The organism is Sphaerisporangium sp. NPDC088356 (genome assembly GCF_040685555.1).
Classification (GTDB): Bacteria; Actinomycetota; Actinomycetes; order Streptosporangiales; family Streptosporangiaceae; genus Sphaerisporangium.
In genome coordinates this window covers 1-24,037 of record NZ_JBFBIK010000111.1, presented here as the reverse complement: position 1 = coordinate 24,037, position 24,037 = coordinate 1, and the positions used below count along the sequence as shown (strand labels likewise).

24 protein-coding genes and 1 pseudogene are annotated in these 24,037 nt (G+C 71.2%); 14 read left to right on the top strand and 11 right to left on the bottom strand.

Features of this window, described 5'->3' with window-relative positions; all coding sequences use genetic code 11:
- Nucleotides 1-196 precede the first annotated feature (196 nt).
- The 3 genes from AB0O34_RS29560 to AB0O34_RS29550 all read right to left on the bottom strand — a co-directional run bounded on the left by AB0O34_RS29560 (nt 197) and on the right by AB0O34_RS29550 (nt 4,034).
- Entirely contained in the window at nt 197-2,233 is a 2,037-nt protein-coding gene (locus AB0O34_RS29560) for an acetate--CoA ligase family protein (RefSeq protein ID WP_363920932.1), read from the bottom strand.
- A gap of 150 nt (nt 2,234-2,383) precedes the next feature.
- A complete protein-coding gene (locus AB0O34_RS29555; RefSeq protein ID WP_363920931.1) occupies nt 2,384-2,977 on the bottom strand; it encodes a TetR/AcrR family transcriptional regulator in 594 nt (197 codons plus the stop codon).
- A 49-nt stretch (nt 2,978-3,026) separates the two neighbouring features.
- The gene (locus AB0O34_RS29550) at nt 3,027-4,034 is read right to left on the bottom strand and encodes an alcohol dehydrogenase catalytic domain-containing protein (protein ID WP_363920929.1); all 1,008 of its coding nucleotides are present in this window, start codon (nt 4,032-4,034) and stop codon (nt 3,027-3,029) included.
- Between the two features lie 187 nt (nt 4,035-4,221).
- On the opposite strand from AB0O34_RS29550, the gene AB0O34_RS29545 reads away from it, so the two are divergent.
- Nucleotides 4,222-5,937, top strand: a complete 1,716-nt coding sequence (locus tag AB0O34_RS29545) for an IlvD/Edd family dehydratase (protein WP_363920927.1) — start codon at nt 4,222-4,224, stop codon at nt 5,935-5,937.
- A 119-nt stretch (nt 5,938-6,056) separates the two neighbouring features.
- Nucleotides 6,057-6,566 (top strand): lytic polysaccharide monooxygenase auxiliary activity family 9 protein, encoded by a 510-nt coding sequence (locus AB0O34_RS29540; RefSeq protein ID WP_363920925.1) that lies wholly within the window; start codon nt 6,057-6,059, stop codon nt 6,564-6,566.
- A 340-nt stretch (nt 6,567-6,906) separates the two neighbouring features.
- On the opposite strand, the gene AB0O34_RS29535 is transcribed toward AB0O34_RS29540, so the two are convergent.
- The gene (locus AB0O34_RS29535; protein WP_363920923.1) at nt 6,907-7,713 is read right to left on the bottom strand and encodes an SAM-dependent methyltransferase; all 807 of its coding nucleotides are present in this window, start codon (nt 7,711-7,713) and stop codon (nt 6,907-6,909) included.
- A 102-nt stretch (nt 7,714-7,815) separates the two neighbouring features.
- On the opposite strand from AB0O34_RS29535, the gene AB0O34_RS29530 reads away from it, so the two are divergent.
- From AB0O34_RS29530 to AB0O34_RS29520, 3 genes are all read left to right on the top strand, one after another.
- On the top strand, nt 7,816-9,147 hold the full coding sequence (locus AB0O34_RS29530) for an MFS transporter (RefSeq protein WP_363920922.1): 1,332 nt from the start codon (nt 7,816-7,818) through the stop codon (nt 9,145-9,147).
- 222 nt (nt 9,148-9,369) lie between these two features.
- A complete protein-coding gene (locus AB0O34_RS29525; RefSeq protein WP_363920920.1) occupies nt 9,370-10,455 on the top strand; it encodes an exo-alpha-sialidase in 1,086 nt (361 codons plus the stop codon).
- A 201-nt stretch (nt 10,456-10,656) separates the two neighbouring features.
- Nucleotides 10,657-10,938, top strand: coding sequence for a hypothetical protein (locus AB0O34_RS29520; RefSeq protein WP_363920918.1), 282 nt, complete (start codon nt 10,657-10,659; stop codon nt 10,936-10,938).
- Nucleotides 10,939-11,196: 258 nt separating this feature from the next.
- On the opposite strand, the gene AB0O34_RS29515 is transcribed toward AB0O34_RS29520, so the two are convergent.
- The 4 genes from AB0O34_RS29515 to AB0O34_RS29500 form a co-directional block, all read right to left on the bottom strand.
- The gene (locus AB0O34_RS29515) at nt 11,197-11,382 is read right to left on the bottom strand and encodes a hypothetical protein (RefSeq protein WP_363920916.1); all 186 of its coding nucleotides are present in this window, start codon (nt 11,380-11,382) and stop codon (nt 11,197-11,199) included.
- Nucleotides 11,383-11,806: 424 nt separating this feature from the next.
- The gene (locus tag AB0O34_RS29510) at nt 11,807-12,169 is read right to left on the bottom strand and encodes a hypothetical protein (protein ID WP_363920914.1); all 363 of its coding nucleotides are present in this window, start codon (nt 12,167-12,169) and stop codon (nt 11,807-11,809) included.
- An 85-nt stretch (nt 12,170-12,254) separates the two neighbouring features.
- Nucleotides 12,255-12,998 carry an SRPBCC domain-containing protein gene (locus tag AB0O34_RS29505; protein ID WP_363920912.1) on the bottom strand — a complete coding sequence of 248 codons (744 nt, stop codon included), beginning with the start codon at nt 12,996-12,998 and terminating at the stop codon, nt 12,255-12,257.
- A gap of 1 nt (nt 12,999) precedes the next feature.
- A complete protein-coding gene (locus AB0O34_RS29500) occupies nt 13,000-13,614 on the bottom strand; it encodes a helix-turn-helix domain-containing protein (protein WP_363920910.1) in 615 nt (204 codons plus the stop codon).
- Nucleotides 13,615-13,878: 264 nt separating this feature from the next.
- Here AB0O34_RS29500 and AB0O34_RS29495 point away from each other — a divergent pair, with 264 nt between their 5' ends.
- Nucleotides 13,879-14,529: a 3'-5' exonuclease gene (locus AB0O34_RS29495; RefSeq protein WP_363920908.1), complete on the top strand. Its 651-nt coding sequence runs from the start codon at nt 13,879-13,881 to the stop codon at nt 14,527-14,529.
- Nucleotides 14,530-14,591: 62 nt separating this feature from the next.
- Nucleotides 14,592-14,828 (top strand): zinc-ribbon domain-containing protein, encoded by a 237-nt coding sequence (locus AB0O34_RS29490; protein WP_363920906.1) that lies wholly within the window; start codon nt 14,592-14,594, stop codon nt 14,826-14,828.
- Nucleotides 14,829-15,031: 203 nt separating this feature from the next.
- Here AB0O34_RS29490 and AB0O34_RS29485 read toward each other — a convergent pair whose 3' ends face one another.
- Together AB0O34_RS29485 and AB0O34_RS29480 are read right to left on the bottom strand one after the other, a co-directional pair.
- Nucleotides 15,032-15,808 carry a helix-turn-helix domain-containing protein gene (locus AB0O34_RS29485; RefSeq protein WP_363920904.1) on the bottom strand — a complete coding sequence of 259 codons (777 nt, stop codon included), beginning with the start codon at nt 15,806-15,808 and terminating at the stop codon, nt 15,032-15,034.
- On the bottom strand, nt 15,774-16,046 hold the full coding sequence (locus tag AB0O34_RS29480) for a PucR family transcriptional regulator ligand-binding domain-containing protein (RefSeq protein ID WP_363920902.1): 273 nt from the start codon (nt 16,044-16,046) through the stop codon (nt 15,774-15,776). Before AB0O34_RS29480 ends, AB0O34_RS29485 begins: the two co-directional genes overlap by 35 nt.
- Nucleotides 16,047-16,138: 92 nt before the next feature.
- On the opposite strand from AB0O34_RS29480, the gene AB0O34_RS29475 reads away from it, so the two are divergent.
- The 6 genes from AB0O34_RS29475 to AB0O34_RS29450 all read left to right on the top strand — a co-directional run bounded on the left by AB0O34_RS29475 (nt 16,139) and on the right by AB0O34_RS29450 (nt 22,068).
- Nucleotides 16,139-16,600 (top strand): nucleoside deaminase, encoded by a 462-nt coding sequence (locus AB0O34_RS29475; RefSeq protein WP_363920900.1) that lies wholly within the window; start codon nt 16,139-16,141, stop codon nt 16,598-16,600.
- The gene (locus AB0O34_RS29470) at nt 16,597-17,553 is read left to right on the top strand and encodes a 2-oxoglutarate and iron-dependent oxygenase domain-containing protein (RefSeq protein WP_363920898.1); all 957 of its coding nucleotides are present in this window, start codon (nt 16,597-16,599) and stop codon (nt 17,551-17,553) included. Before AB0O34_RS29475 ends, AB0O34_RS29470 begins: the two co-directional genes overlap by 4 nt.
- The gene (locus tag AB0O34_RS29465) at nt 17,550-18,926 is read left to right on the top strand and encodes a cytosine permease (protein ID WP_363920896.1); all 1,377 of its coding nucleotides are present in this window, start codon (nt 17,550-17,552) and stop codon (nt 18,924-18,926) included. The genes AB0O34_RS29470 and AB0O34_RS29465 overlap by 4 nt, the downstream gene beginning before the upstream one ends.
- 104 nt (nt 18,927-19,030) lie before the next feature.
- Nucleotides 19,031-20,149 (top strand): LLM class flavin-dependent oxidoreductase, encoded by a 1,119-nt coding sequence (locus AB0O34_RS29460; RefSeq protein WP_363920894.1) that lies wholly within the window; start codon nt 19,031-19,033, stop codon nt 20,147-20,149.
- 29 nt (nt 20,150-20,178) lie between these two features.
- On the top strand, nt 20,179-20,793 hold the full coding sequence (locus AB0O34_RS29455; RefSeq protein ID WP_363920892.1) for an FMN reductase: 615 nt from the start codon (nt 20,179-20,181) through the stop codon (nt 20,791-20,793).
- Between the two features lie 129 nt (nt 20,794-20,922).
- On the top strand, nt 20,923-22,068 hold the full coding sequence (locus AB0O34_RS29450) for an NAD(P)/FAD-dependent oxidoreductase (protein WP_363920890.1): 1,146 nt from the start codon (nt 20,923-20,925) through the stop codon (nt 22,066-22,068).
- A 51-nt stretch (nt 22,069-22,119) separates the two neighbouring features.
- Here AB0O34_RS29450 and soxR read toward each other — a convergent pair.
- Nucleotides 22,120-22,566, bottom strand: a pseudogene (gene soxR, locus AB0O34_RS29445) (redox-sensitive transcriptional activator SoxR); the annotation flags it as partial.
- Between the two features lie 239 nt (nt 22,567-22,805).
- Here soxR and AB0O34_RS29440 point away from each other — a divergent pair.
- A complete protein-coding gene (locus AB0O34_RS29440; RefSeq protein WP_363920888.1) occupies nt 22,806-23,237 on the top strand; it encodes a pyridoxamine 5'-phosphate oxidase family protein in 432 nt (143 codons plus the stop codon).
- Nucleotides 23,238-24,037: the final 800 nt, after the last annotated feature.

Below are 24,037 nucleotides of genomic sequence, written 5' to 3'. Positions count from 1 at the left end.
GCCCCTTGTAGCCCCACACCCCATCCCCCGGGGGCCCCGGTGCCCCCCCCCCCCCCCCCACCGCTCATGCCGGGGCCCGGATCACCGGCGGCCATGCCCTGACGCCGGATCACCGGCGGCGCGCGTCAACGTACTGACGCCGGATCACCGGCGGCGGGCGTCCACGTCCTGGGCTCTGGTCGCCGGCGGCCGGGATTCATTCCCCAGGTACGGACGAGAACACGGCGAGGGCGTCCACGGCGAGTACGCCGTCCGGGGCGGCCCGTAGCGGGTTCACCTCGCATTCGAGGACGTCCGGACGGTCCGCCACCAGCCGGGACACCCCCGCGATCGCCTCGGCGACCGCCTCCACCGCGACCGGCGGCCGGCCGCGCCAGCCCGCCAGCAGAGCGTGGCCGCGCAGCCCGCGCAGCATCTCCAGAGCCTGGGCGGGCGTGACGGGGGCGAGCTCCACCGCGACGTCGCGATAGAGCTCCGCCTGGACGCCGCCGAGCCCGGCGAGCACGACCGGCCCGAACGACGGGTCCTGCCGCCCGCCGACGATCAGCTCCACGACGCCGGGCCGCGAGTCCATCTCCTCCAGCACGTACTCGCCCTCGCCCAGCCGTGCCACCAGGGTTCCGAGCGCCTCCACCGCCGCCCCGGCGTCCACCAGCCCGAGCGCGACCCCGCCGAGGTCGCTCTTGTGCTCCAGCCAGGCCGCCTTGAGGGCGTACGGCGCGCGCAGCCTCCCCGCGGCGGCCAGCACGGACGCCGCGTCGCGTACGGGCGACGCGGCCGCGAACGGCACCCCGTAGGCCGCGAGCGCGTCGCGCGCCGCCAGATAGGCCGAGTCCCGCGTGGGAAGGGCGGCACGGTCACCTGCGGGCGGGGGCGGTGCCGGCCGCGCCGGGTGGAGGGCGAGCCGGGCCGCGTACGCCAGGGCACGCGCGGCGGCGTCGATCGTGTGGTAGGCGGGAAGGCCGTGCTCGCGCAGCGCGTCGACCGCCGGGCAGTCGCGGGCCATGCTGTGGACGACGACGGGCCGCCCGCCGGCACGTACGGCCGTGCCAAGCTGGGCGACGACCTCCAGCTCGGCGCCGGCCAGCGACGGCTCGTCGGCCCCGTACGAGCCGAAGTAGCCGGTGAGCACCACCGCGTCCACCTCGCCGCTGTCCGCCAGCCGCCGGGTGAGGCGCGCGTAGACCCCGAGGTCGCGCTCGCCCGCGCCGGCCAGGTCCACGGGGTTGCGCACCGCGGCTCCCTCGGGCAGCGCCTCGGCCATCTCGGCCGCCGCGCCGGCCAGCCCGGGGACGGCGAGCCCGGCGCGCGTGATCACGTCGGCGGCGACGGCGCCCTGGCCGCCGCTGTCACCGATGACCGCGATCCGCCGCCCGGCGAGGCGAGGTGCCCGGATCAGCAGCTGCGCCAGGTCGACCGCCTGGGCGGGCGTCTCCACCAGGACGGCCCCCGCCGCGCGGCACGCCGCCTCCACGACGTCGAGCCCGGAGGTGAGCGCGCCGGTGTGGGAGCGGGCGGCGGCCCGCGACGCCTCGCCGGCCCCCACGGTGAGCACGATGACGGGCCTGCCCTGCTCGCGGAGGTGCCGGAGCGTCGCGATCAGCTCCCGGCCGTCGTGGAATGCCTCCAGATAGAGCACGACGGCGGCCGTGCGCTCGTGGCCGGAGAGGTCGGCGAGGACCTCGCGCGCCGGCACGTCGGCCTGGTTGCCCACCGACACGAACCGCGAGACCCCGATGCCCGCCTCGCGTGCCAGCCCGGCCAGCTCCAGCCCGAGCTGCCCGGACTGCGACACGATCCCGAGCGAGCCAGGGACGAAGTTGCCCCAGGCCAGCTCCAGTTCCGTCGCGGCGTCGTAGATGCCGAGGCAGTTCGGCCCGATCATCCGGGCTCCGGCCGCGCGCACGCGTTCGGCGAGCCCGGTCTCGTCGATCCCCGCGGTGATCGCGAGGAAGCCGCGCACGCCGAGGTCGAGCGCCTCGGCGACGATCTGTCCGGCCGACGCGGGCGGCACGCTCAGCACGACGAGCTCGGGCGGTTCGGGGAGGTCGGCCAGCCCTGGGACGCTGGTCACCCCCTCGACGACGGCTCCTGACCGGCTCACCAGATGGACCTCACGCCGGTGGGCTCCCCGCAGCGCCCCCCGGGCCAGCCAGTACCCCCACTTGGATCGATCGGCCGACGCGCCGACCACGGCCACCGACCGGGGGTCGGAGAAGACGCTGAGCGTCATGCGTTCTCCGCCTGGTTCGCGTGCGCCCCGCATCCGATGATCTTCATGCCGTCTCCATGTCAATTAACTGATGGGTCAGTTATTCACGGGACTCTGGCCGGTCCGCCGAACGGCTGTCAATGGGCTCCGCGCGATCGGCCCCGGGACCGCCTACGCCTCCAGGCCGCGCAGGAACGCCTCGCAGGTCACGCGCATCCGCTCGCCGGTCATGTCGCGCGATCCGAGCAGCACCTGGATGGCCAGGCCGTCGATCATGCCGATGAGCACGTTCGCGGTGTCGACCGCGTCCCCCTCGCGGAACTGCCCGCGGTGCTGCCCGTCACGCAGGATGCCCGCGACGACCCGCCGCCACTCGCCGTAGACACGCTCGTTGAGCTCCCGCAGGCCGGGCTCGCGCAGCGCCTCGTTCCACAGCTCGATCCAGACCCGCCACGCGAGCACCGTCTCGGGGTCGTCCCCGGGGAGGTAGGAGTCCACGAAGGCGCGCAGCCGCGAGAGGGGGTCGCCCGCCGCGTCCAGGATGGGGCGGCGCCGGTCGAGCGAGCGCCGGAAGTTGAAGGCGAACGCCTCGTGGACGAGCTCTCGTTTGGTGTCGAAGTAGTAGTGCACCGTGCCGTGGCTGGTGCCCGCCCGCTTGGCGACGTCGCCGACGCGCAGGGATCGCAGGCCCACCTCGGCCATCACCTGGCACGCCGCCAGCAGGATCTGCTCCCGGCGCTCCACCTCGACACTCGGACGCGGCATGGCTCCCCTGGTTCCGTCGTGACCGGCCGGACAACTATGGCACGTCGCGTCAGAGCCGGGGGTCGATGTGGATCTTGGTCCCGTGGCCCCCCTCGTACGCTCCCGCGAGCACGTCGGCCGTCCGGTCGAGCCCCACGGTGTCCGCGACCAGGATGGCGGGCGTCACCCGGCCCTCGGCGTAGTGCTCGATGGCGGGCGCGAGGCCCGGAGAGCCGCCCAGGATGCCGATGGCGGTGACGTCCTTGAGCACCAGTTCGCGGGTGTCGATCAGGCTGGGCGTGCCGGCCAGCCCGATGTGGACGACGCGTCCGGCCGGCCGGACGAGTTCCAGGGCGGCGGGCGGGGTGCCGGGGTCGTCGGTGCAGTCCACGATCGCGTCGAACGTGACGCCGGGCGGCTCGTCGCGGGTCCAGAAGTTCTCGACGCCGAGCTTCAGCGCGAGGTCCTGGTTGCGGCGGTCGAGCCCGAGCACGTGGACCTCGGCGCCCGCCGCCCGCGCGAAGGCGGCCGTCAGCAGGCCGATGGTCCCCGGCCCCCAGACCAGCACGCGAGAGCCCGGCCCGGCGCCCGCGGCCGTCGCCGCGCGCCAGGCGTTGCCTCCGGGTTCGACCAGGGCGCCGGTCTGGTCGTCCACCGAGTCCGGGAGGCGGTGCAGGCTCGTGGCGGGCACGCGGACCTTCTCCGCCAGCGCGCCCGGCCAGCCGCCCAGGATGCCGACCTCGTACCGGGCGGCGCATACGTACCGATGGCCGGTACGGCAGCGCGGGCAGTCGCCGCACCCGAGCATGGTGTCGCCGATGACGCGGGCTCCGAGCCAGCCCTCCTGGACGCCGGGGCCCACGGCGGACACGACGCCGGACCACTCGTGGCCGGGGCGCAGGGGGTAGGCCGCCTTGCCCTGGGCGTAGTAGGCCATCTTCCCGGTGAAGAGCTCGACGTCGGTGCCGCACACCCCGACGCGGTGCACGTCCACGACGACCTGCCCCGCGCCGGGCACCGGGACCTCCACCTCCTCGACCCCCGCCGCGCGGGGCCCGCGCAGTACGAGCGCCCTCATCGCGGGCACGCCGCGGGCACGACGGAGGCCGCGGGCCACCCGGATCCTCCGGCACCGGCCGGGACAACGCGCATGGAAACCTCTCTGCCTGGCATGGGCCACAGCCGTCAGGCGATGGCTTGAGCCGATATGAAGCCGCGATATTTCACAATGTAGACATACGCTCCAATTCGGGGAAGATCACCCCATGAGTGGACAGCGAAGTCAGCAGTGGTACGCCGGCGACGACCGTAACGCCTACATCCATCGCGCCTGGATGCGCCGCGGGCTTCCCGGCCACGCGTTCGACGGCCGCCCGCACGTCGCCATCGCCAACACCGCATCCGCGCTGACCCCCTGCAACGCCCATCTGGACGAGGTCGCGCGCGCCGTGGAGAACGGCATCTGGGAAGCGGGAGGCGTGCCGCTGAACCTGCCCGTGGTCTCGCTCGGCGAGACCCAGGTCCGACCCACCGCGATGCTGTGGCGCAACATGGCCGCCATGTCCACCGAGGAGATGCTGCGGGCCAACCCGATCGACGGCGTCGTGCTGCTCGGCGGCTGCGACAAGACCATCCCGGCGCTGCTGATGGCCGCCGCGTCGGTGGACCTGCCCGCCGTCGTCGTCCCCGGCGGCCCCATGCTGACCGGGACGTTCAGGGGGCAGCCGCTCGGATGCGGGACCGACGTGTGGCGTCTCAGCGAGGAGGTGCGGGCGGGCACGCTCACGCAGAGGGAGTTCGCGGCGTCGGAGTCGTCGATGATCAGGAGCAGGGGGCACTGCAACACCATGGGCACGGCCTCGACCATGGCGTTGGTGACCGAGGCCCTCGGCATGTCGCTTCCCGGCATCGCCGGGACCCCGGCGCCCGACAGCAGGCTGCTCGAACTGTCCCACGCGACCGGGCGCCTGGTGATCGGCATGATCGCCGAGGGCCGCCGTCCCAGCGAGGTGATCACGCGCGGCTCGTTCCTCAACGCCATCGTCACCCTGGCCGCGATCGGAGGCTCGACGAACGCCGTCGTGCACCTGCTGGCGATCGCCGGCCGCCTCGGCGTCGACCTCAACCTCGACGACTTCGACCGCACCGGGGCCGGGGTGCCGCTGCTGGTGGACCTCCTGCCCGCCGGGCGCCACCTGATGGACGACCTGTACCGGGCGGGGGGCCTGCTCGCGGTGCTCCGCGAGGTCCGGGACCTGCTCGACCCGGAGGCGCTGACGGTGGACGGCACCCCCCTGACCGATCACCTCGACGACGCGCGGATCTTCGACGAGGACGTCATCCGGCCCCGCGAGAGGCCACTGCTCGAAGACGCCGGAATCGCCGTGCTCCGCGGCAACCTCGCGCCCCACGGAGCGGTGATCAAGCCCGCCGCCGCCTCACCCGAGTTGCTGCGGCACCGGGGGCGCGCCCTGGTCTTCGACAGCGTCGAGGACGCCCGCGCCCGGCTGAACGACCCCGCGCTCGACGTCGACGAGACCTCGGTGCTGGTCCTGCGCGGGTGCGGGCCACGCGGCTATCCCGGGATGCCGGAGGTGGCCAACCTCCCACTGCCTCCCAAGCTGCTCGCGCGGGGCGTACGGGACATGGTTCGTATCTGCGACGGGCGGATGAGCGGCACGGCGTACGGGACCGTCGTCCTGCACGTCGCGCCCGAGGCCGCGGCCGGCGGGCCCCTCGGGCTGGTCCGCACCGGTGACCCCATCGTGCTCGACGTCGAGGCCCGGCGGCTGGACGTCGACCTGCCCGCCGGGGAACTCGCCGCGCGGAGCCCCTCGTCCGCCGCCGCCGAGGCCTACGCGAAGCCGTCCCGCGGGTGGGAACGCCTGTACGTCGACCATGTCATGCAGGCCGACACCGGGGCGGACATGGACTTCCTGCTCGGGGCGAGCGGGGACAAGGTGGCCCGGGAGTCGCACTGACGGCCCCCTCGGAGGGGCACCACGACATGACTGACCTCAGAAAATCTTGTCAGGCCAGGATTTACTCTTAGGAAAGTTTCTTACACAATTGTCCTCACCCCCCATAGAAGGAGCAGGACATGCGAAGAACGATCACTTTCCTCGCGACCGCGGTTCTCGCCATCGGGGCCACGGTGTTCGTCGCTTCCCCCGCCCTCGCCCACGGCTACATCTCCTCGCCGGCGAGCCGGCAGGCCATGTGCGCCCAGGGCCGCGTCCCCAACTGCGGTGACATCATCTACGAGCCACAGAGCGTGGAAGGGCCCAAGGGCCTGAAGAGCTGCAACGGCGGCGTCGCCCGCTTCGCCCAGCTCGCCGACGAGAGCAAGAACTGGCCCGCCACGAGCGTCGGCAAGACCGTCACCTTCAACTGGGTGCTGACCGCCCGCCACGCCACCAGCACGTGGGACTACTTCATCGGCAGCACCCGCATCGCGCAGTTCAACGACCAGGGACGGCAGCCCGGCGCCACGGTGTCCCACACCGTGAACCTCGGCAACAGGACCGGGCGCCAGAAGGTCCTCGCCGTCTGGAACATCGCCGACACCGCGAACGCCTTCTACTCCTGCGTCGACCTCCAGGTCAGCTGACGCCGACACCGGGGCCCGGCCCCATCCGACCCTGACCGGGTGGGACCGGGCTGACGCGGAGCGCGCGAGGCCCGGTGGACGGGATCGGACGCCCGATCGCGGATCCAACCCGCCACCATGGACGGGATTGATCTCTTTGGCTACCTTGCACGCATGATGTTCCGATCCGCACTCAGCGTCGCCCGACCTGAGCTGCGGGGCCTCGGGCGAGCAGGGCCGGATCGCCCGCCTCACACTGCGACTGCCCTGACCATCCCCTGGTCCTTGAACGAACTATCCCGGCCGGTGAACGGGGAGGCCCCACATCCTCTATGAGGACGGCGAGAAAGCGCGTCGCGCGTCAGGAAACGCGTCCGACTCCGCACAGGAAGTAGGATTTCACCGTCTCCAGCAGGGGCGCGACAACGGGAATGTCGGGCCGCCATTCGTGCAGGTTGACCATTCCCGGCTCGACCAGTTCGAGCCCGTTGAAGAACGGCGCGATCTCCCCGCTCATCCTCGCGACGAACTGCGCGGAGGCGTTGTTGTAGACGCGCTCCACCCCGGGCGCGGCCTGCGGGCGCTCGTCGACGGCGACGTGCGAGATCGCCATGTAGCTACCGGGGGCCAGCGCGTCGCGGATCGTGGCGATGATGCCGGCCGGGTCGTCGGAGTCGGGGATGAAGTGGACTATCGCCAGCAGCAGGACCGCGATCGGCTGGTCGAAGTCCAGGTGGGCGCGCAGTTCAGGCCGGCTCAGGATCTCCGCGGGCCGCCGCACGTCCCCTTCGAGGACGAGCACATCGGGGCTGTCCTGCAGCAGGGCGCGGGCGTGGACGAGCACCTGCGGGTCGTTGTCGACGTACGCCGTGCGGGCGCCGGGGGCGGCCTCGGCGGCGACCTGGTGCACGTTGCGCCGCGTCGGCAGGCCCGCACCGATGTCGAGGAACTGGCGGATGCCCTGCTCGGCGAGGAAGCGCACCGCCCGGGCGAGGAAGGCGCGGTTCTCCCTGATGCCGATGGGGATCTCAGGGACGAACTTCAGGACCCGCTCGGCCGCTTCCCGGTCGGCGGGCAGGTTGTCCTTGCCGCCGAGGAAATAGTCATACATACGTGCCGCATTGGGGGTATTTGGGTCGAAACCTCCCCCTATCGAGGCCGGATTCATCGCTGTCCTCTACTGGTCGGCACCACGCGGCGATCTTAACAACGAGTACTGAAATATCAGCTTCTGAGGGAAAAACTTAATGCAGAATGTCATGATCTCCGCATGTCCGCTCCCTCGACGCGCCGCGTACTGGGCACTCAGCTAGCCGACGGCATCTCCAAAGGCAACATGTGGGCCCTGCTGTCAATGGCGACGGCGGGCACTGCGGTGATCTCGTTCCTGCCGTCCACCCAGCCGCACATCCTCACCACGATCCTCGGCGTCCCCGAGTCCGCGCAGGGCACCACCGTCGGGCTGCTCGGCTTCGCCGCGGAGCTCGCGATGATCCTCAGCCTCGCGTGGTACGGCGCGCTCGCCGACCGGTTCGGCCGGCGGCTGATCGTGATCCTCGGGTTGCTGCTGTGCGCGATCGGAACCGCCTTGTTCCCCTTCGCGGGCAGCACCGCCGTCCTCGTGGCCCTGCGCGTGGTGTTCGGGCTGGGAGTGGCCGCGCTCAACGCCATGATGTCGACGATCGCGATCGACTACGTGCGCACCCGCTCGCGCGGCAAGTCGTACGGCCTCATCGGCGTCTTCGGCGGGCTCGGAGCGGTGGTCGCCGTGCTGGTGCTGGTCAGGCTGCCGCAGATCCTGGAGGGCCGGGGGCTGGAACCGGTGGCGGCGACCCGGCTGGCCTTCCTGCTGATCGCGGCCGGCATCCTCGTCGTCGCCGTACTGCTGTGGCTGACGCTCTCCGCGGCCAGGGTCAGCGCCATCGCCGAGCGCACCTCGCTGGCCCGTCTGGCGCGCGAGGGCCTCGTGCTCGTACGCGACCCGGGCGTGGCCCTGTCCTACGCCGCCTCCTTCGTCGCACGCGCCGACCTCGCCGTCGTCGTCGGGTTCATGACCCTGTGGATCGTCGACTTCGCGACCAACGAGCGCGGGATGTCGAGCGCGGAGGCACTGGCCAGGGCGGGCGCCGTGGTGGGCGTCTCGCAGACCGTCGCCCTGGCGTGCGCGCCGCTGTTCGGCTGGCTGGGCGACCGGATGCGGCGCGAGAACCTCGTGATCCTCGCCCAGTCGATCGCCGCGCTGGCCTACCTGTCGACGCTGCTCATCTCGGACCCCCTCGGCGGCGGCATGATGATCGTCGCGGTGCTCGTCGGCGTCGGGGAGATCGCCGGCATCACGACCGCGGGCCCGCTCCTCGCGCAGCAGGTGCCCGCCGGCGTGCGGGGTGCGGCGTTCGGCGTGCACACGCTCTGCGGCGCCGCCGGCATCATGATCGTCTCCGCCCTCGGCGGCGCGCTCTACGACGCGTGGCGGCCCGCGGGCCCGTTCGTGGTGTCGGGCGTTTCGGGTCTGCTGGTCGTCGCCTTCGGCCTGGTGGTCCGGCGCCGCGTACGGCCCAGGGCCGACGCCGACCTGGTACGCGAGGCCATGCCGGCGGGCTGAGGACCCGCGCCCGCCCACGGAGGGCCCGTGCGGCCCTGACCGCTCTCGCCGTATCGTCGAAAGTCCCCAAAAGTCGGGGCTTCCGGTACGAGCAGGCGCACCGGCCATCAAGATTCAAACACAGGTTCCAGAAAAAGTGACGCGTCGGCACTTCCGATAACGGTCCGCCGGATGGATACTTACGCCCAGTCACCATGCCGACGGAAACGAGAAGAGACCACGATGACCGTCCTCCTGGCCTTGGGAACCGCGAAGGGGCTGTTCCTGGCCCGCAGTGACGACGACCGCGAGTCGTGGGACATCAGCGGCCCGCACTTCGCGATGACGGGGGTCTACGGCCTGTGCGTCGACAAGCGGCGGGCCACGCCCCGCCTGCTGGCGGGCGTGACCAGCTCGCACTTCGGGCCGAGCGTGTCCTTCAGCGACAACCTCGGCGCCACCTGGCACGAGCCGGCCCGGCGGCCGATCGCGTTCCCCGAGGACACCGGCACGGCACTCGAGCGGGTCTGGCAGCTCACGCCCGACCCTGCCGGGCACCCCGATCGCGTCTACGCGGGCACCGAGCCCTCCGCCCTGTTCGTGTCCGACGACGGCGGCGTCACCTTCGAGATGGTGCGGGCTCTGTGGGATCACCCGCACCGGCCGCGGTGGGAGGCCGGGTTCGGCGGCCAGGCGATTCACACCGTCCTGCCCCACCCCCTCGACCCGGACGCGCTGCTGGTCGCCATGTCCGCCGGCGGCGTCTACCGCAGCGCCGACGGCGGCGCCTCCTGGACGGCCGGCAACTCCGGCATCCAGGCCACGTTCCTCCCGGAGCGGTTCCCCGAGTTCGGGCAGTGCGTGCACAAGGTCAGCCGGGACGCCGTCAACCCCGACCGGCTGTACGCGCAGAACCACCACGGGGTCTACCGCTCCGACGACCACGGAGCCCACTGGGAGTCGATCGCGGAGGGCCTGCCGAGCGACTTCGGCTTCGCCATCGTGGCCCACCCCCGGCGCTCCGATGTCATCTACAACTTCCCGCTCGTGGCCGACTCGATGCGGTTCCCCCCCGACCTGCGCTGCCGCGTCTACCGTTCGCAGGACGCGGGCAAGACCTGGGAGCCCCTGTCCGAAGGGCTGCCCTCCGAGCCGTTCTATCCCGTCGTGCTTCGCGACGCCATGTGCACTGACGACGCCGACCCCGCCGGGGTCTACTTCGGCACCCGGTCGGGCGAGGTCTACGCCAGCCGCGACGAGGGCGACTCCTGGTCGCGGGTGGCCGCCCACCTTCCCGACGTGCTGTGCGTCCGCGCGGCGGTGGTGTGACCGGCCGAGCACGTTTCTTTCAGACGGCCGTGAATGCCGGGCTTGCCGCGAAAGGGATTCACCGCGCCGGCCACGGGAAGTTGATGCCCGCCGGGTGAGGTGGCGGCGGCGCGATTCGAGGGCATGACCTGCGGCGACACCGCACCTGGCGGCACACCGTGCGAGAACGAGCGCACGGCCGTCAGGAAAAGAGAAGCATAGATGACACACTCGGCCGCCTTCCCGGTGAACTCCACCTTCGTCACGAAAGTGTGCGCCGCCGTCGCGGCGGCCATCGCCTGCGGCATCGCCATCGGCGGCTTCGGCGCCCTCACCGCCGGCACCACCTGGGACACGTCATCCCGCGTCTCGGCCATGGGCACCGCCTGGGACTCCGCACCCGCCGGCACGGCCCACACGACCGGCACGACCTGGGACTCGGCCCCGACCGGCACCACGTGGGACTCGCCTCCGGCCGGCACGAACGGCACCGCCCGGCACTGACCGTGGCCGCGTACCGCTTGGCCGCCCACCGCGTACCACTCACCAAGTACCGCGTCACCGTGTCGGGCGCGCACCTGTGCGAGCCGCGGACGGCGACGTGACGCCGATAACGCGGGAACTTTTCCTCTATTCATTAGTGATGAACGAAAAGCCATGGCCGGACGCCGGCGCATTATGAAATGGCATCGGGCCGGAAATGGAAAACGCGGCCGGAGCGATATGCCCGGGCCGCGTTCAGGGCCGTTCACAGCGGGACGGTCAGCCCCAGGGCGTGATGATGCCGGAGGTGGTAGGGGTCGGCGTGGCAGTCGGCAACGCGGTGGAATCGCTGGTCACGGACGCGGACTCGGCCACCGCCATGGTGCTGACAGCTGCGGCGCCGCCGACGCTGATGATCGTGCAGATGATGACCCGGGCGGCGATGTTCTTAACGGACTTGCTCATTTCAGCTGACCCCTCGTCTGTGGCGGCAGCTCTCGTTCCTGCCGTTTCCCTGCTCGCAATAACGAAGGTATTAGGGGTCACTATCCAGTCGTTATCGCTACGCTTCTCGCCCGCCAAGGCCGATTTACGAGGGGGTTTCGACTCTTGCTATCCATAGCGCTCGCAGGGGGCCGCACGAGCGTGGGCCGACGGCCGGTGCCCACCGACACCGCACCATGCGGTGGGCACCGGCACGTCGGGGTTCCACTCCGGCCGCGGGCCGGCGAGGCCGGCCCGCCGACCAAGCGTCACCGCCATGGGGTGACGCGTTGGGCCGGCGGCTCAGAAGTGCGGTGGTTCAGAAACGCGGTTTGGAAACGCGCCGGCTCGGAAACGCGGTCTCGCGTGTCGCCTTACGGCGCGGCTACCGGGGCGGGGTGGCGACTCAGGGCCACCAGGCCAGGCCCAGGAGGAACGACCGGTTGGAACCGTGGGATTCTTCGCCGCTGTCCTCCTCCCCGAGGGGCGGCCTGCCCTCCCGCTCGCCTTCGTGGGGCCGGCCCTGAACGGCGGGATCCCCCTGTTCGGCGGCGAGGTGGTCGCCGGTGCCGTGGTTCTCGGGGGCTCCGGCGCTGTCGGCCGCTTCCCGGCTCTCGGCGGCGCCGTCCTGCTTCGCGGGACGGTCGCTTCCTCCAGAGGCGTTCTCGTCTCCGGACCGGCCCAGGCGGCCGCGCGGCTCGGCCGCCTGGGAGTCCACGTCGGAGGGCTGATCCTCGTCGACGTTCTGTGGGTTCGTGCTCTCATCCATTGCCATGGTGACCTTCGGTGGCGCGTATCGCGGTGGCTCTGATTGGTGGATGACCGCCGTCCTCGTCGGTGGAGCGGAGATCGTTCTAGGCGAACAGCTTGACGAGCCAGTTCTGCCAGGCCTGCTCGGCGTCCTTGGGGTCGGCGTCCTCGGCGAAGATGTGGTGCCCGAGGACCACCGTGTCGTTCCATCCTTCGATGAACCGGTAGAGCCCGTTTCCGGTGCGCACTCCCAGAAAGCGGGGGGCCACGTAGTCGGCGACGCCTTCGATCGGTTCGAAGCCCTCCGGGGTGAGCCGCACCCGGTCGCCCTGCACGACCTCGCCCTCGATGCCGAGGCCGCGCTGGAGCACCTGCCACACGGGTTCGCCGCCGCCCTCCCTCGGACGGGTGCCGAAGACCACGAGCGCGAACTTGCCCGGGAAATGGGTGAGGTACTGATCCAGCGTGTGCAGGTACATGTCCCAGCCCTTGTGCAACGCGTCCAACTCCGCTTCCCAGCCGTCGCCGAGGACGCCGCTCTGCACCAGGCGCAGCACCGTGCCACCCTGCTCGCGTCCCTCGATCAGATACTCGATCGCCATGAACGTGCCGTCCTCGCCCTCCCCGCTGCGGTAGGCGAAGCGCTTGCCCGGTTCCCAGGCGGTGACGGTGGCGTCCACCGGGATGTCCCCGAAGAAATGCCTGGTCTTGCCGCCCTCGCCCGGCTCGATCTCGTTGCGCCCCATGAACCAGGAGTCCAGGCCCGGCCCGGTGGCGACCGCTTCCCACACCTGTTCCGCAGTCGCCCGTAGCTCGATTTCCTTGCGCAACTCGAATGGGTGGGCCATCTCACGACTCCTTTATTTCGGAGACCTCGGATATCTCGGTTCGCACTTGGGGATGAAGGGCGACGATCACGCGGTGGACCCGGCCGCCCTCGGCGGTCTCGTCGTGGTACTCGCCGGCCAGCGCGGTGACGACCTCCGCCAGCCTCTCGGCGAACGCGGCGCGGTCGGCGGCCGAGGCGAACCGCACCTGTCCGTCTATCGCGAACGTGGCGACCCTCTTGCGGGCCTTGGCGGCGCCGGTGACCAGCTCGCCCACGTCGCGCACCAGGCGGGACGCGACGGCCAGCAGCCAGCGCGCGGACAACTGGTCGGGTGAGCGGGCCGGGTCGGGCGCGACCGCAGCGAGGGCGACCGGCGAGATGACGTAGGACGCCGCGGTGGCGGCCATCACCCGCTCGATGGTGTTGCCCTTGCGGCGCTCCTCGACCAGCTCGATGAGGCCGTGCCGCTCCAGCGCCCTGAGGTGGTAGTTCACCTTCTGCCGCGGCATGCCGATCTTGGCGGCCAGCATCGTGGCCGAGGCCGGCCGGGCCAGCTCGGCCAGCAACCGGGACCGCACCGGGTCCAGCGAGGCCTCTGCCGCTGCCGGGTCTTCGATCACCGCCACTTCGAACATGACCCAACGGTCTCACCGACAAGCTGAATTGTCAAGACTACTCAAGTTGTCGGTGAAAGGTCTCACCGGCCTTATGGGGTTCCCCGCATCTCGACCAGGAAACCGATGGACCACGGCGCTCCGATCGGCATCGGCGGACGGTGGCGGCGAGGACCGCATACGCGAATTCACCCGGGCGAAGTGCCGGTTTCACTGAGGCGATGTTCATCGTAAAGTCCGCCCATGAGGCCGATATCGCAGTCGCCGGGTTATGCGGTTGTCGATGTGGAGACAACCGGTTTTCGGACCTCAGAGAATGACCGAATCCTGGAAATCGGTCTCGTCCATCTCGACCCGGCCGGCGAGGTCACGGGCGAGTGGGCCACTTTGGTCAATCCGGAACGCGACCTCGGCCCTGAGCATATTCACGGTATAACCGTCACCGAGGCCGAAAAGGCGCCGACGTTCAAGGAAATCGCCGGCACCGTCGCCGCGCTGCTGCGCGGGCGCGTCGTGGCCGCGCACAATCTGCCGTTCGACGCCCGGTTCCTCACGTACGAGTTCGGCCGCCTGGGCATCGACGTGCCCCTGGACCACCGGCTCGGGGTCTGCACGATGATCTGGGCCGCGCATTTCCTGCCCGGCGATCCGCGTACCCTCGCCGGCTGCTGCGCCGTGGCGGGCGTCCCGCTCGACGGCCAGCACGACGCCCTCGTCGACGCGCGCGCCGCTGCCGGGCTCCTGCGCCACTACATCAGGGACGCGGGGCCGGTGCTGCCGTGGCGGTACCTGTTCGAGGCCGGCTCGCGAAGCCAGTGGCCGCCGCTCCCGGACCCGGGGACCCCCTGGGTGCGGCGTACCACCTCCCCGCCGGGCCCCTCCGCCGCTCAACCGGACGGCCCCGGAGCGGCGAGCCGCGGAAGCGACCCGGAGTGATGACGCTCCAAGACGGCCGGCATACGAGGTGCCGGACGGGTCGCGTCGGGTAGGTGTGGGTAATGCTCATTTTCGGCTTCCGTACCTTGATCCACCGGCTCGGCGTGCTGACGGCCGTCTGCCGTCACTGCGGCAACGCGGCGGCACAGGTTCTCTCCAAGCGCGTCACCAAGTTCAGCCTCTTCTTCATCCCGCTGTTTCCCGTGCGGACGAAGTACGGGACGCAGTGCACCTTCTGCGGGGCGTCCTATGACATCTCCAGGAACGACGCCGACCTGATGGCCGGATCAGCACGTTGAGCCCGGCGCGGCGCCCCGGGCGGTGGCCGGGAGAACTCCTGCTCGCGGCGTACGGAGTTCTTCCTTCCGCACAGCTTCCCGTACATTTCCCGACACTTCACCGCTTGACTGCCGAGTCGCTATTCAGTGGGGAGCGCCAGTGTTCGTGGACCCGTACCTGACGGCAACGCGGGGACCCGGGTGCGCCCGGGTCCCGCCGGGGCTCACCTCTCGGCGACCCGGTGGGCCGCGGTGGCGAGCAGGAGCGCGGCGTGCACGTCCGGGTCGGTGACGGTGTACCCGAGCAAAGCCTCGATGCGCTGCAGCCGCTGGTAGAACGACTGGCGGCCGAGGTGCAGCACGGCGGCGGCCCGCGTCGCGCTGCACCCGTGCAGCAGGAACACCTCAAGCGTGCCGACGAGCCTGGTGCGGTGCGCCTCGTCCCACTCGACCAGCGGTGAGATCATGCGGCGCACCAGGTCGGCCGCGTGGGCGCCGTCCCCCTGCCGGGTCAGCTCCAGGTCCAGGGCGAGAGCGCGGGTGCTGACCAGTCGCGCCGCCGGGCGCAGGCCGAGCGCGGCCCGCGCGTCGCGCAAGGAGACGCCGAGGTCGGCGAGGTCGGCGGCCGGATGCCCGACCGCGACCCGCAACTGCGGGGCGCTGAGCCGTTTGAGCGCCTCGTCGAGCGCCTGCGAGGCGGCGCCCACGGCGTCGGCCACCGTGCGCGGCACCGCGAGAGCCCCGAGCACCAGCCGGGACACCCTTCCCCTGAGAGCGGGGGTGTGCAGGATGTGGGCCGCCCGGTCGATCACGGCGAGCGCCTCCGCCGTCTCCAGTGAGTCGGCCGCGACGCCGACCAGCACGTGGTCCGGCGCGGGATGGAAGCCGGCCATCATCGCCCGCACGGAGGAGTCGGCCTCGGCGGTGCCCTCGATCAGGTCTCTCAACAGCGCCGACACCTGACGGTCACGCTCGCTCGGCGGGTTGCCTGTGCGGAGCATGGCGAGGACCAGTGCCACCGCCGTGCGTTCGAGCGCGATGGCCAGGTCGTCGGCGGGCAGGTCCGAGCCCGGTCGTGAGCAGCAGCTCGCCGCCGGTCAGCAGCGAGCCGATCTCGTAGATCTCGCTGGAATGGACCCACCGCACCAGGCGGTCGAGCGAGGTCTCCCCCGCGAGGACCTCCGGTCGAGCGTCGCGGAGCGCCTCGAAGGAAAGCAGTTCGCGCAACGTCAGCGGCATTCATCAGCCTTTACGTAATGTCCGTCGAAGGTAGCCATAGTACGGACGATCTGCCCGTTCTCGAAGTACCTTCCCCGGGAGATAGTGGGCTCATGACCAGCAACGTTGTCAGCCCGGCCGCGATGCTGCGGATAGCGCTGGAGGAGGCCAGGAAGGGGTACGCCGAGGGCGGCATCCCGATCGGCGCCGCGCTGTTCGCGGCGGACGGCCGGTTGCTAGGCCGGGGCCGCAACCGCCGGGTCCAGGACGGCGACCCGTCGGTGCACGGCGAGACGGCCGCCTTCCGCGACGCGGGGCGCCAGCGGACCTACCGGGGGACCACCATGGTGACGACGCTGTCGCCCTGCTGGTACTGCAGCGGCCTGATCCGCCAGTTCGGCATCACCGGACTCGTCGTCGGCGAGAGCCGTACCTTCACAGGCCAGCACGAATGGCTCGCCGCCAACGGCGTGAACGTGCTCGTCCTGGACTCCGAGGAGTGTGCCGGCCTGATGACCGCCTTCATCGCCGCCAACCCGGCCCTGTGGAACGAGGACATCGGGGAGGACGAATGAGATCGGTTCCGGTCATCGACCTCGCGCCATGGTTCGGCGGGAACGCCGGCGACCGGGCGAGGGTGGCCACACAGGTGGACACGGCGCTCCGGGAGATCGGCTTCCTGCTCGTCACCGGGCACGGCGTCCCGGTGGAGCTCCGCGCGCGGGTACGGGGCGCGGCCAGGCGTTTCTTCGCCCTGCCGCACGAGGTGAAGGACCGCTACGCCGTCACAGTCGGCGAGCGGGGATGGCTCCCTCCGGGCGTGGAGGCGAACGGGTACGCCGAGGGGACGCCCACGCCGCCCGACCTCAAGGAGACGTTCGCGGTCGGCGCCGACCAGCCGATCGGCGTCCCCGAGATCGACGCGGAGTGGTTCCTGGACAACGTGTGGCCGGCGGAGGTTCCCGAGCTGGAGCCGCTGATCACCGACTACCTCGCCCGGATGCGCGCCCTGGCCGACGAGCTTCTGGTGATCTGCGCGGCGGCCCTCGGCATCCGGGAGGACTTCTTCACCTCGCGGGCGACCGGCCCTTCGTACACGATGAACATCAACCGCTACCCGCCGCTGTCGCAGGTCGGCGAACCCGAGCCCGGCCAGTTCCGCATCGGCCCGCACACCGACTTCGGCACCGTCACCATCCTCGAACGGCAGCCCGGCGTCGGCGGCCTGCAGGTGTACACCCTCAACGGGGAGTGGATCGACGCCCCCTTCGTGGAGGACTCGTTCACCATCAACATCGGTGACCTGCTGGCCCGCTGGACGGGCGACCGCTGGCTCTCCAACCGGCACCGGGTGCTCCCGCCCGACCCCACGGCTCCCGACGAGGAGCTCGTGTCGCTCATCTACTTCTACGAGTGCGACCCCCTGGCCGAGGTGGAGTCCCTCGGCCCGCCGGTCGGCAAGGTCTCCCATCCCCCCGTACGAGCGTCCGACTACCTCCTCGAGAAGCTGAAGGCGATCACGGTATGAAAGTGCTGGAGCCCTCCGGTGTCGCGGTACGTGAAGGCGAATACGGCGACAAGGTCACCGCGGTCGAGCCCGGAGGCGTGGAGTTCATCCCCCTGTCCGAGCGCCACGGCAGCCCCCGCCGGCTGCTGTGGACCTGGATGTCCCCTAACCTCGAGTTCGCCACGATCTTCCTCGGCGTGCTGGCGGTGGCCGCGTTCGGGCTGAGCTTCTGGCAGGCGGTGCTGGGCGTCGTCGTCGGCACCGGCCTCGGGGCCCTCTCGCACGGCGTGCTGTCGGCCCGTGGCCCCTCCGCCGGGGTGCCGCAGATGGTCCTCGGCAGGCTGTCCTTCGGATACTGGGGCAACCTGATCCCCTCGGCCCTCAACTCCGTGGCGGCGGGCGTCGGCTGGTTCGCCGTCAACAGCGTCAGCGGGGCGCTCGCGCTCAACACCCTCACCGGCCTGCCGGCCTGGCTCTGCCTGGTGATCGTGGTCGCCGTCATGGTGGCGCTGGGGTTCTTCGGGCACAACCTCGTGCAGGCCTTCGAGCGGTACGCGTTCCCGGTGCTCGCGGTGATCTTCGCGGTGACCTCGGTGATCATCCTGTCGAGGTCGCAGCCCGGGTTCGCGGGCAGCGGCGGGGGGCTCGGCGGGTTCCTGCTCACCGTCGGCGCGACCTTCGGCTACGCGGCCGGCTGGAACCCCTACGCCGCCGACTACACCCGCTACCTGCCGCCGTCGGTGAGCAAGCGTGCCGTGGGCCTGTCGGCCGGCCTCGGCGTGTTCGTCCCCTGCGTGCTGCTGGAGGTCGTGGGCGCCGCGTCGGTCACCATCGGCGGCGACGCGCTCGGGCAGCCGACGACCGCCTTCACCGGGCACCTGCCCGGCTTCGTGGCCGGGCTGACCCTGCTCGCCATCACCCTCGGCGCGATCTCGGCCAACGCGATCAACGTCTATTCGGGCGCGATGTCGCTGCTCACCATGGGGGTACGGCTGCCGCTGACGCTCCGCAGGGCGCTCACGGCGGTGGCCTGCGGGGTGGCCGGGTTCCTCGTCGCGCTGTCCGGGCTGCAGGACGCCGGGCACAAGTACGAGTCGTTCCTGCTGGTCATCTCGTACTGGATCGGCCCGTGGCTGGCCGTGGTACTGCTCGACCGGTACCTGCGCCGGGGCGAGGAGAGCGGGGCGCTCCTGTACGACAGGCGGCACACCAACTGGGCGGGGCCGATCGCCATGGTGACGGGCGTCGTGCTCTCGGTGTGGCTGTTCTCCAACCAGGAGCTGTACGTCGGCCTGGTGCCCCAGCGGGTTCCGGCGGTCGGCGACATCGCGTTCGAGATCGGCTTCCTCGTCTCCGCCGTCGTGTACTACGCCCTCAAACCGCTCCGCCGATGACCCGCGCCGTACGGCCCGTCAGGCCGTCCTGACCGGAATAAGCCGCTCCGCCGTTACGCTTAGGACGGTTGAAACTTCAACGACGTGAGGGATGGATGAGCGCGATGCAGTTCGGGATCTTCACCGTGGGTGACGTCACCACGGACCCCACCACGGGCAAGACACCGAGTGAGCACGAGCGGATCAAGTCGATGGTCGCCATCGCGCTCAAGGCCGAAGAGGTCGGCCTGGACGTCTTCGCGACCGGCGAGCACCACAACCCGCCGTTCGTGCCGTCGTCGCCCACGACCATGCTCGGCTACATCGCCGCGCGCACCGAGCGGCTCATCCTCTCCACGGCCACGACCCTCATCACCACCAACGACCCAGTGAAGATCGCCGAGGACTTCGCCATGCTGCAGCATCTGGCCGGCGGGCGCGTCGACCTGATGCTCGGCCGGGGCAACACCGGGCCGGTGTACCCGTGGTTCGGGCAGGACATCCGCCAGGGCATCCCGCTGGCCATCGAGAACTACGCGCTGCTGCACCGGCTGTGGCGCGAGGACGTCGTGGACTGGCAGGGCAAGTTCCGCACGCCCCTGCAGAGCTTCACCTCCACGCCCCGGCCGCTCGACGGGGTCGCGCCGTTCGTCTGGCACGGGTCGATCCGCAGCCCGGAGATAGCCGAGCAGGCGGCCTACTACGGTGACGGGTTCTTCGCCAACAACATCTTCTGGCCCAAGGAGCACTTCATCCGGCTGATCCGGCTGTACAGGGAGCGCTTCGCCCACTACGGCCACGGGACGCCCGAGCAGGCCTACGTCGGGCTCGGCGGCCAGGTGTTCATGCGCAAGAACTCCCAGGACGCCGTGCGGGAGTTCCGCCCGTACTTCGACAACGCGCCCGTGTACGGCCACGGCCCCTCGCTGGAGGAGTTCACCGACGAGACGCCCCTCACGGTGGGCAGCCCGCAGGAGGTCATCGACAAGACTCTGACCTTCCGGGATTCCTTCGGCGACTACCAGCGGCAGCTGTTCCTGATGGACCACGCGGGGCTGCCGCTGAAGACCGTGCTGGAGCAGCTCGACATCCTCGGCGAGGAGGTCGTGCCCGTGCTGCGCAGGGAGTTCGCCTCCGGGCGACCGGCCGGGGTGCCGGATGGCCCCACCCACGAAGCCCTCGTCGCCCGCCGCGACGCCGAGGCGAGCGAGGACCGGCCGGTCGCCGCCGGCTCCCCCTCCTGACCGGCCCGCCCCACCCCATGGAGGAGCAGATGAAGCCCCTGAAGCTCGTAGCCGTCTCGGCGGGACTGGGCCGGCCCTCGTCGACACGCCTGCTGGCCGACCGGCTGCTGGAGTCGGCGAGGCGTCGCCTGGCCGAGGAGCGTGCCGTCGAGGTGCGCGTGGTCGAGCTGCGCGACCTCGCGACCGACATCGCCAACAACCTGGTGACGGGGTTCCCCGGCCCCAGGCTGCGTGAGGCGCTGGAGGCGGTCACGCAGGCCGACGGCGTCATCGCCGTGACGCCCATCTTCACCGCCTCCTACAGCGGGTTGTTCAAGTCGTTCTTCGACGTGATCGACAACACCGCGCTCACCGGGAAGCCCGTGCTCATCGCGGCGACCGGTGGCACGGCCCGTCACTCGCTCGCGCTCGAACACGCGCTGCGTCCCCTGTTCGCCTACCTGCGCGCCATCGTCGTGCCCACCGCGGTGTACGCCGCCTCCGAGGACTGGGGAACGGGCGCGAGCGCGGGCGACGACCTCGCCGGCCGGATCGGCCGCGCGTCGGAGGAGCTGGCCGATCTGGTCCTGCGCCGGCCGGCCACCACGGAGCGGGCCGACACCGTGGTCCCGTTCGAGCAGCAGCTCGCGGCGCTGCGCCCCTGACCGGCCAGCGCGCTTGACCTCGACCAACGTCGATGTCACATGCCGAGCGGGACATCGGGACGCGCGCGACGCCCTGCGCCGACGCGGCGGTGCGGTTCCGCCCGCTCGCGGGGTGGCAGGCTGTGCAGGGTGGACGACATCTGGGACCTGGTGGTGGTCGGCGGAGGCCCGGCTGGAAGCGCGGCCGCCCTGCGCGCGAAACAGCTCCGGCCGGAGGCGCGGGTGCTGCTGCTCGACAAGGCCGACTTCCCCCGCGACAAGGCCTGCGGCGACGGCATAGCCGCCCACGGCCGCGAAGAGCTCGCCCTGCTCGGGATCCCCGACCTGATAGCCGACTACCGGCCGACGCAGCGCCTCACGGTGGTCTCCCCGGGTGGCACGCGGGTCTCCGCGACCGTCGCCCGGCCCAACCACGTCGTCCCCCGCAAGGTGTTCGACGCGCGCCTGGTGGACGCCGCCCGGGCCCTCGGCGTCGAGGTGCGCCGCCACCGCGTACGCGCGCTGGCCCAGCGAGACGACGAGATCATCCTCGACGGGGTCATCTCCGCTCGCGCCGTCGTCGCCGCCGACGGGGCCAACTCGGCCGTGCGGCGTCTCATCGGCGTCCCCGCCACTCCAGAAAAGCACGTCGCGATCGCCGTGCGGGGCTACGCCGACGTGCCGGCCGACGACGACGCGCAGCTCATCGCCATGCAGAAGGAGGGATGGCCCGCGTACGCGTGGTCGTTCCCGATCGGCGACGGCACCGCCAACGTGGGCTTCGGGATGCTGCTGCCCCGGCTGCGCGCCACGGGACTGCCCGGCCGCGAGGTGCTCCACGGACGGCTCGCCGAGCTGCTGCCCCACCTGCCTGCCAGGGATCTGCGCGCCCACCACCTGCCCCTGTCGCCCGGCCGGCCGAGGCTCGGCGCGGGACGGGTGATGCTCGCCGGGGACGCCGCCAGCCTCATCAACCCGCTCACGGGCGAAGGCATCTACTACGCCCTGCTGTCCGGCCGGCTCGCGGGCGAGGCGGCCGTGCTGGCCGACCGGGACCCGCTGCCCGCCTACCGACGCGGGGTGAGGAAGTCCCTCGGACGCCACCTGCGCACGACCGACGTGCTGGCCCGCGCCGCCCAGTCATCCGGCTTCATCGACGCGGCGATCGGTACCGCCGCCCGGCGTAAGGAGGTCTTCGACCTGCTCGTCGACGTCGGCCTCGGCGCGGGCACCGTGCCCCTGCCGCTCGCGTACGCCGTCGCCCGCCGGTGGCTGGCCAACGGTTTCCGGCGATGAGCCGTCGGAGCAGACCGGCGATGAGCCCGGCGGGCGGTCTTCGGAGCAGTCCAGCAGGCGCCGGGCGCCGGGACCCTCGCTGGCGAGGATGTCGCGGGGGTTGGCGAGGTGGCAGGTGCGCAGGGACAGGCAGCCGCATCCGATGCAGTCGGTGAGGTTGTCGCGCAGGGCCAGCAGGCGGGCGATGCGCGTGTCGAGCTCGGCCCGCCAGACGGTGGACAGCCGCGCCCAGTCGTCACGCGTGGGGGTGCGCTCGTGCGGGAGCTGGTCGAGGGCTTCGCGGATCTTGGCCAGGGGGATCCCGACGCGCTGGGAGGCCCGGATGAAGGCGACGCGGCGCAGGGCGTCGCGGGCGTAGCGGCGCTGGTTGCTCGCCGTCCTGGTGCTGGTGATCAGACCGTGGCGCTCGTAGAAGTGCAGCGCGGACACCGCCACGCCGCTGCGGCCGGACAGCTGGCCAACGGTCAGTTCGTGGAACGTGGTGCGAGCGCGAGGCATGACCCGAGCCTAACGCCTGTCCTCAACATTGGTTCAGCCCAGCGAGCTCGGCGCGGAGACTGACCGGAGGGACGGGCGCGACGCCAGGGACCAGGGTCCTTCGCGCAAGGGGACTTGGACTCTGTGGCCGGCGGCGGCACCGGTGGAGCATTGGGAGCGAGAAGCGTTCTCACCCCGGGTTCTTCGCGACGTGCCGCCGCCTTGCCGACCGGGTACGCCGCCACAGGAAGAGGATCCTCATGAACGACCGCATCACCCCTCCCGTACTGGAAGAGCTCGACGCCGACGAGTGCCTGAGGCTCATCTCCCCGGGCGGCGTCGGCCGGGTCGGCTTCAACACCCCCACCGGGCCCGCCGTGCTCCCGGTCAACTACACGATGCTCGGCAAGGCGGTGCTCTTCCGCACCGCGTTCGGCGGGCCGATGGACGAGGATCTGAGCACCGGGATCAAGGGCGTCGAGTTCAAGATCGCGTTCGAGGTGGACGAGTTCGACTCCGTGTCCCGCGAGGGCTGGAGCGTCCTCGTCCGGGGAGCCGCCCACCGCATCTCCTCGGAGGAGGAGCTCGCCGCCCTGAGCGACTCCACCGTCGAGCCCTGGGCCGGCGGCGAGCGCCGCCTGTACATCCGGATCACCCCCACACAGCTCACCGGCCGCCGCATCCACCACTGACGGTGAGCTCATCCGCCCGGGAACCACCGCGCGGAGCCTCGCCGACCTGCCGCCCGGATCGAGAGGGCGGAGGGGGGAGGCCTCAGAGCCGGACGATCCGTACGGCGTCGGCGATGACGTAGCGGCAGTCGGTGCCGTACTGGCACATCGGATTCCCCGTCGCCGACTACAAGGTGCTCACCGGGTGGTGGGCCGACGTGGTGGCGGGCAGTCGGCGGCCCGGGTCCCCGAGGGGGACGCACCACGAGAGCGAGCCGGGGGATCTTCCCAGGTTATAGTGCTGTTACCGATGGGTACGATCATGTCAATAACACTCGCGCGCGTGAGGTGCGGTATCCCGCACCGCGGCCGAAGCGCTACTCCTGCCGCCGGCGCGAGCACCTGAGATGACACCTATCGCCGTGCCCGGCATGACCGCACCCGAAAACGGCTCGTAGACCAGCCCCCCGGTCCTCGGCCAGGGTTCGCCCATCCCCGCGCGGACGCTCGATCGGAGCGGCACACAGGGCGGAGCCCGGCTCGGATGATCCGCCCGCAGGCCCTGAGAGACAGAGGGGGACCACATGGGCGAGAGGCGGAAAAGACACGACCGCAGGCACTTGGACCGTGAACGACGGGAATGGCTGCGGCTGGGACTCGAGATAACGCTGGTCGCGCTGCGGACGGCGCTGGCCGTCTGGACCAGCCTTCACCAGTGAGCGACGGCGTCCGAGCGGTGAGCCGGACGTGGACCTCGGCGGCGGCGTCACCGGACGCCGCCGCCTCGCACTTCGCCGGCTCCGGCCCCACAAAGTAGTAAA

Coding starts and splice junctions, on each gene's coding strand:
- AB0O34_RS29560 (WP_363920932.1), bottom strand. CDS start 2,233: ATGACGCTCAGCGTCTTCTCCGACCCCCGGTCGGTGGCCGTGGTCGGC.
- AB0O34_RS29555 (WP_363920931.1), bottom strand. CDS start 2,977: ATGCCGCGTCCGAGTGTCGAGGTGGAGCGCCGGGAGCAGATCCTGCTG.
- AB0O34_RS29550 (WP_363920929.1), bottom strand. CDS start 4,034: ATGAGGGCGCTCGTACTGCGCGGGCCCCGCGCGGCGGGGGTCGAGGAG.
- AB0O34_RS29545 (WP_363920927.1), top strand. CDS start 4,222: ATGAGTGGACAGCGAAGTCAGCAGTGGTACGCCGGCGACGACCGTAAC.
- AB0O34_RS29540 (WP_363920925.1), top strand. CDS start 6,057: ATGCGAAGAACGATCACTTTCCTCGCGACCGCGGTTCTCGCCATCGGG.
- AB0O34_RS29535 (WP_363920923.1), bottom strand. CDS start 7,713: ATGAATCCGGCCTCGATAGGGGGAGGTTTCGACCCAAATACCCCCAAT.
- AB0O34_RS29530 (WP_363920922.1), top strand. CDS start 7,816: ATGTCCGCTCCCTCGACGCGCCGCGTACTGGGCACTCAGCTAGCCGAC.
- AB0O34_RS29525 (WP_363920920.1), top strand. CDS start 9,370: ATGACCGTCCTCCTGGCCTTGGGAACCGCGAAGGGGCTGTTCCTGGCC.
- AB0O34_RS29520 (WP_363920918.1), top strand. CDS start 10,657: ATGACACACTCGGCCGCCTTCCCGGTGAACTCCACCTTCGTCACGAAA.
- AB0O34_RS29515 (WP_363920916.1), bottom strand. CDS start 11,382: ATGAGCAAGTCCGTTAAGAACATCGCCGCCCGGGTCATCATCTGCACG.
- AB0O34_RS29510 (WP_363920914.1), bottom strand. CDS start 12,169: ATGGATGAGAGCACGAACCCACAGAACGTCGACGAGGATCAGCCCTCC.
- AB0O34_RS29505 (WP_363920912.1), bottom strand. CDS start 12,998: ATGGCCCACCCATTCGAGTTGCGCAAGGAAATCGAGCTACGGGCGACT.
- AB0O34_RS29500 (WP_363920910.1), bottom strand. CDS start 13,614: ATGTTCGAAGTGGCGGTGATCGAAGACCCGGCAGCGGCAGAGGCCTCG.
- AB0O34_RS29490 (WP_363920906.1), top strand. CDS start 14,592: ATGCTCATTTTCGGCTTCCGTACCTTGATCCACCGGCTCGGCGTGCTG.
- AB0O34_RS29485 (WP_363920904.1), bottom strand. CDS start 15,808: ATGCTCCGCACAGGCAACCCGCCGAGCGAGCGTGACCGTCAGGTGTCG.
- AB0O34_RS29480 (WP_363920902.1), bottom strand. CDS start 16,046: ATGCCGCTGACGTTGCGCGAACTGCTTTCCTTCGAGGCGCTCCGCGAC.
- AB0O34_RS29475 (WP_363920900.1), top strand. CDS start 16,139: ATGACCAGCAACGTTGTCAGCCCGGCCGCGATGCTGCGGATAGCGCTG.
- AB0O34_RS29470 (WP_363920898.1), top strand. CDS start 16,597: ATGAGATCGGTTCCGGTCATCGACCTCGCGCCATGGTTCGGCGGGAAC.
- AB0O34_RS29465 (WP_363920896.1), top strand. CDS start 17,550: ATGAAAGTGCTGGAGCCCTCCGGTGTCGCGGTACGTGAAGGCGAATAC.
- AB0O34_RS29460 (WP_363920894.1), top strand. CDS start 19,031: ATGCAGTTCGGGATCTTCACCGTGGGTGACGTCACCACGGACCCCACC.
- AB0O34_RS29455 (WP_363920892.1), top strand. CDS start 20,179: ATGAAGCCCCTGAAGCTCGTAGCCGTCTCGGCGGGACTGGGCCGGCCC.
- AB0O34_RS29440 (WP_363920888.1), top strand. CDS start 22,806: ATGAACGACCGCATCACCCCTCCCGTACTGGAAGAGCTCGACGCCGAC.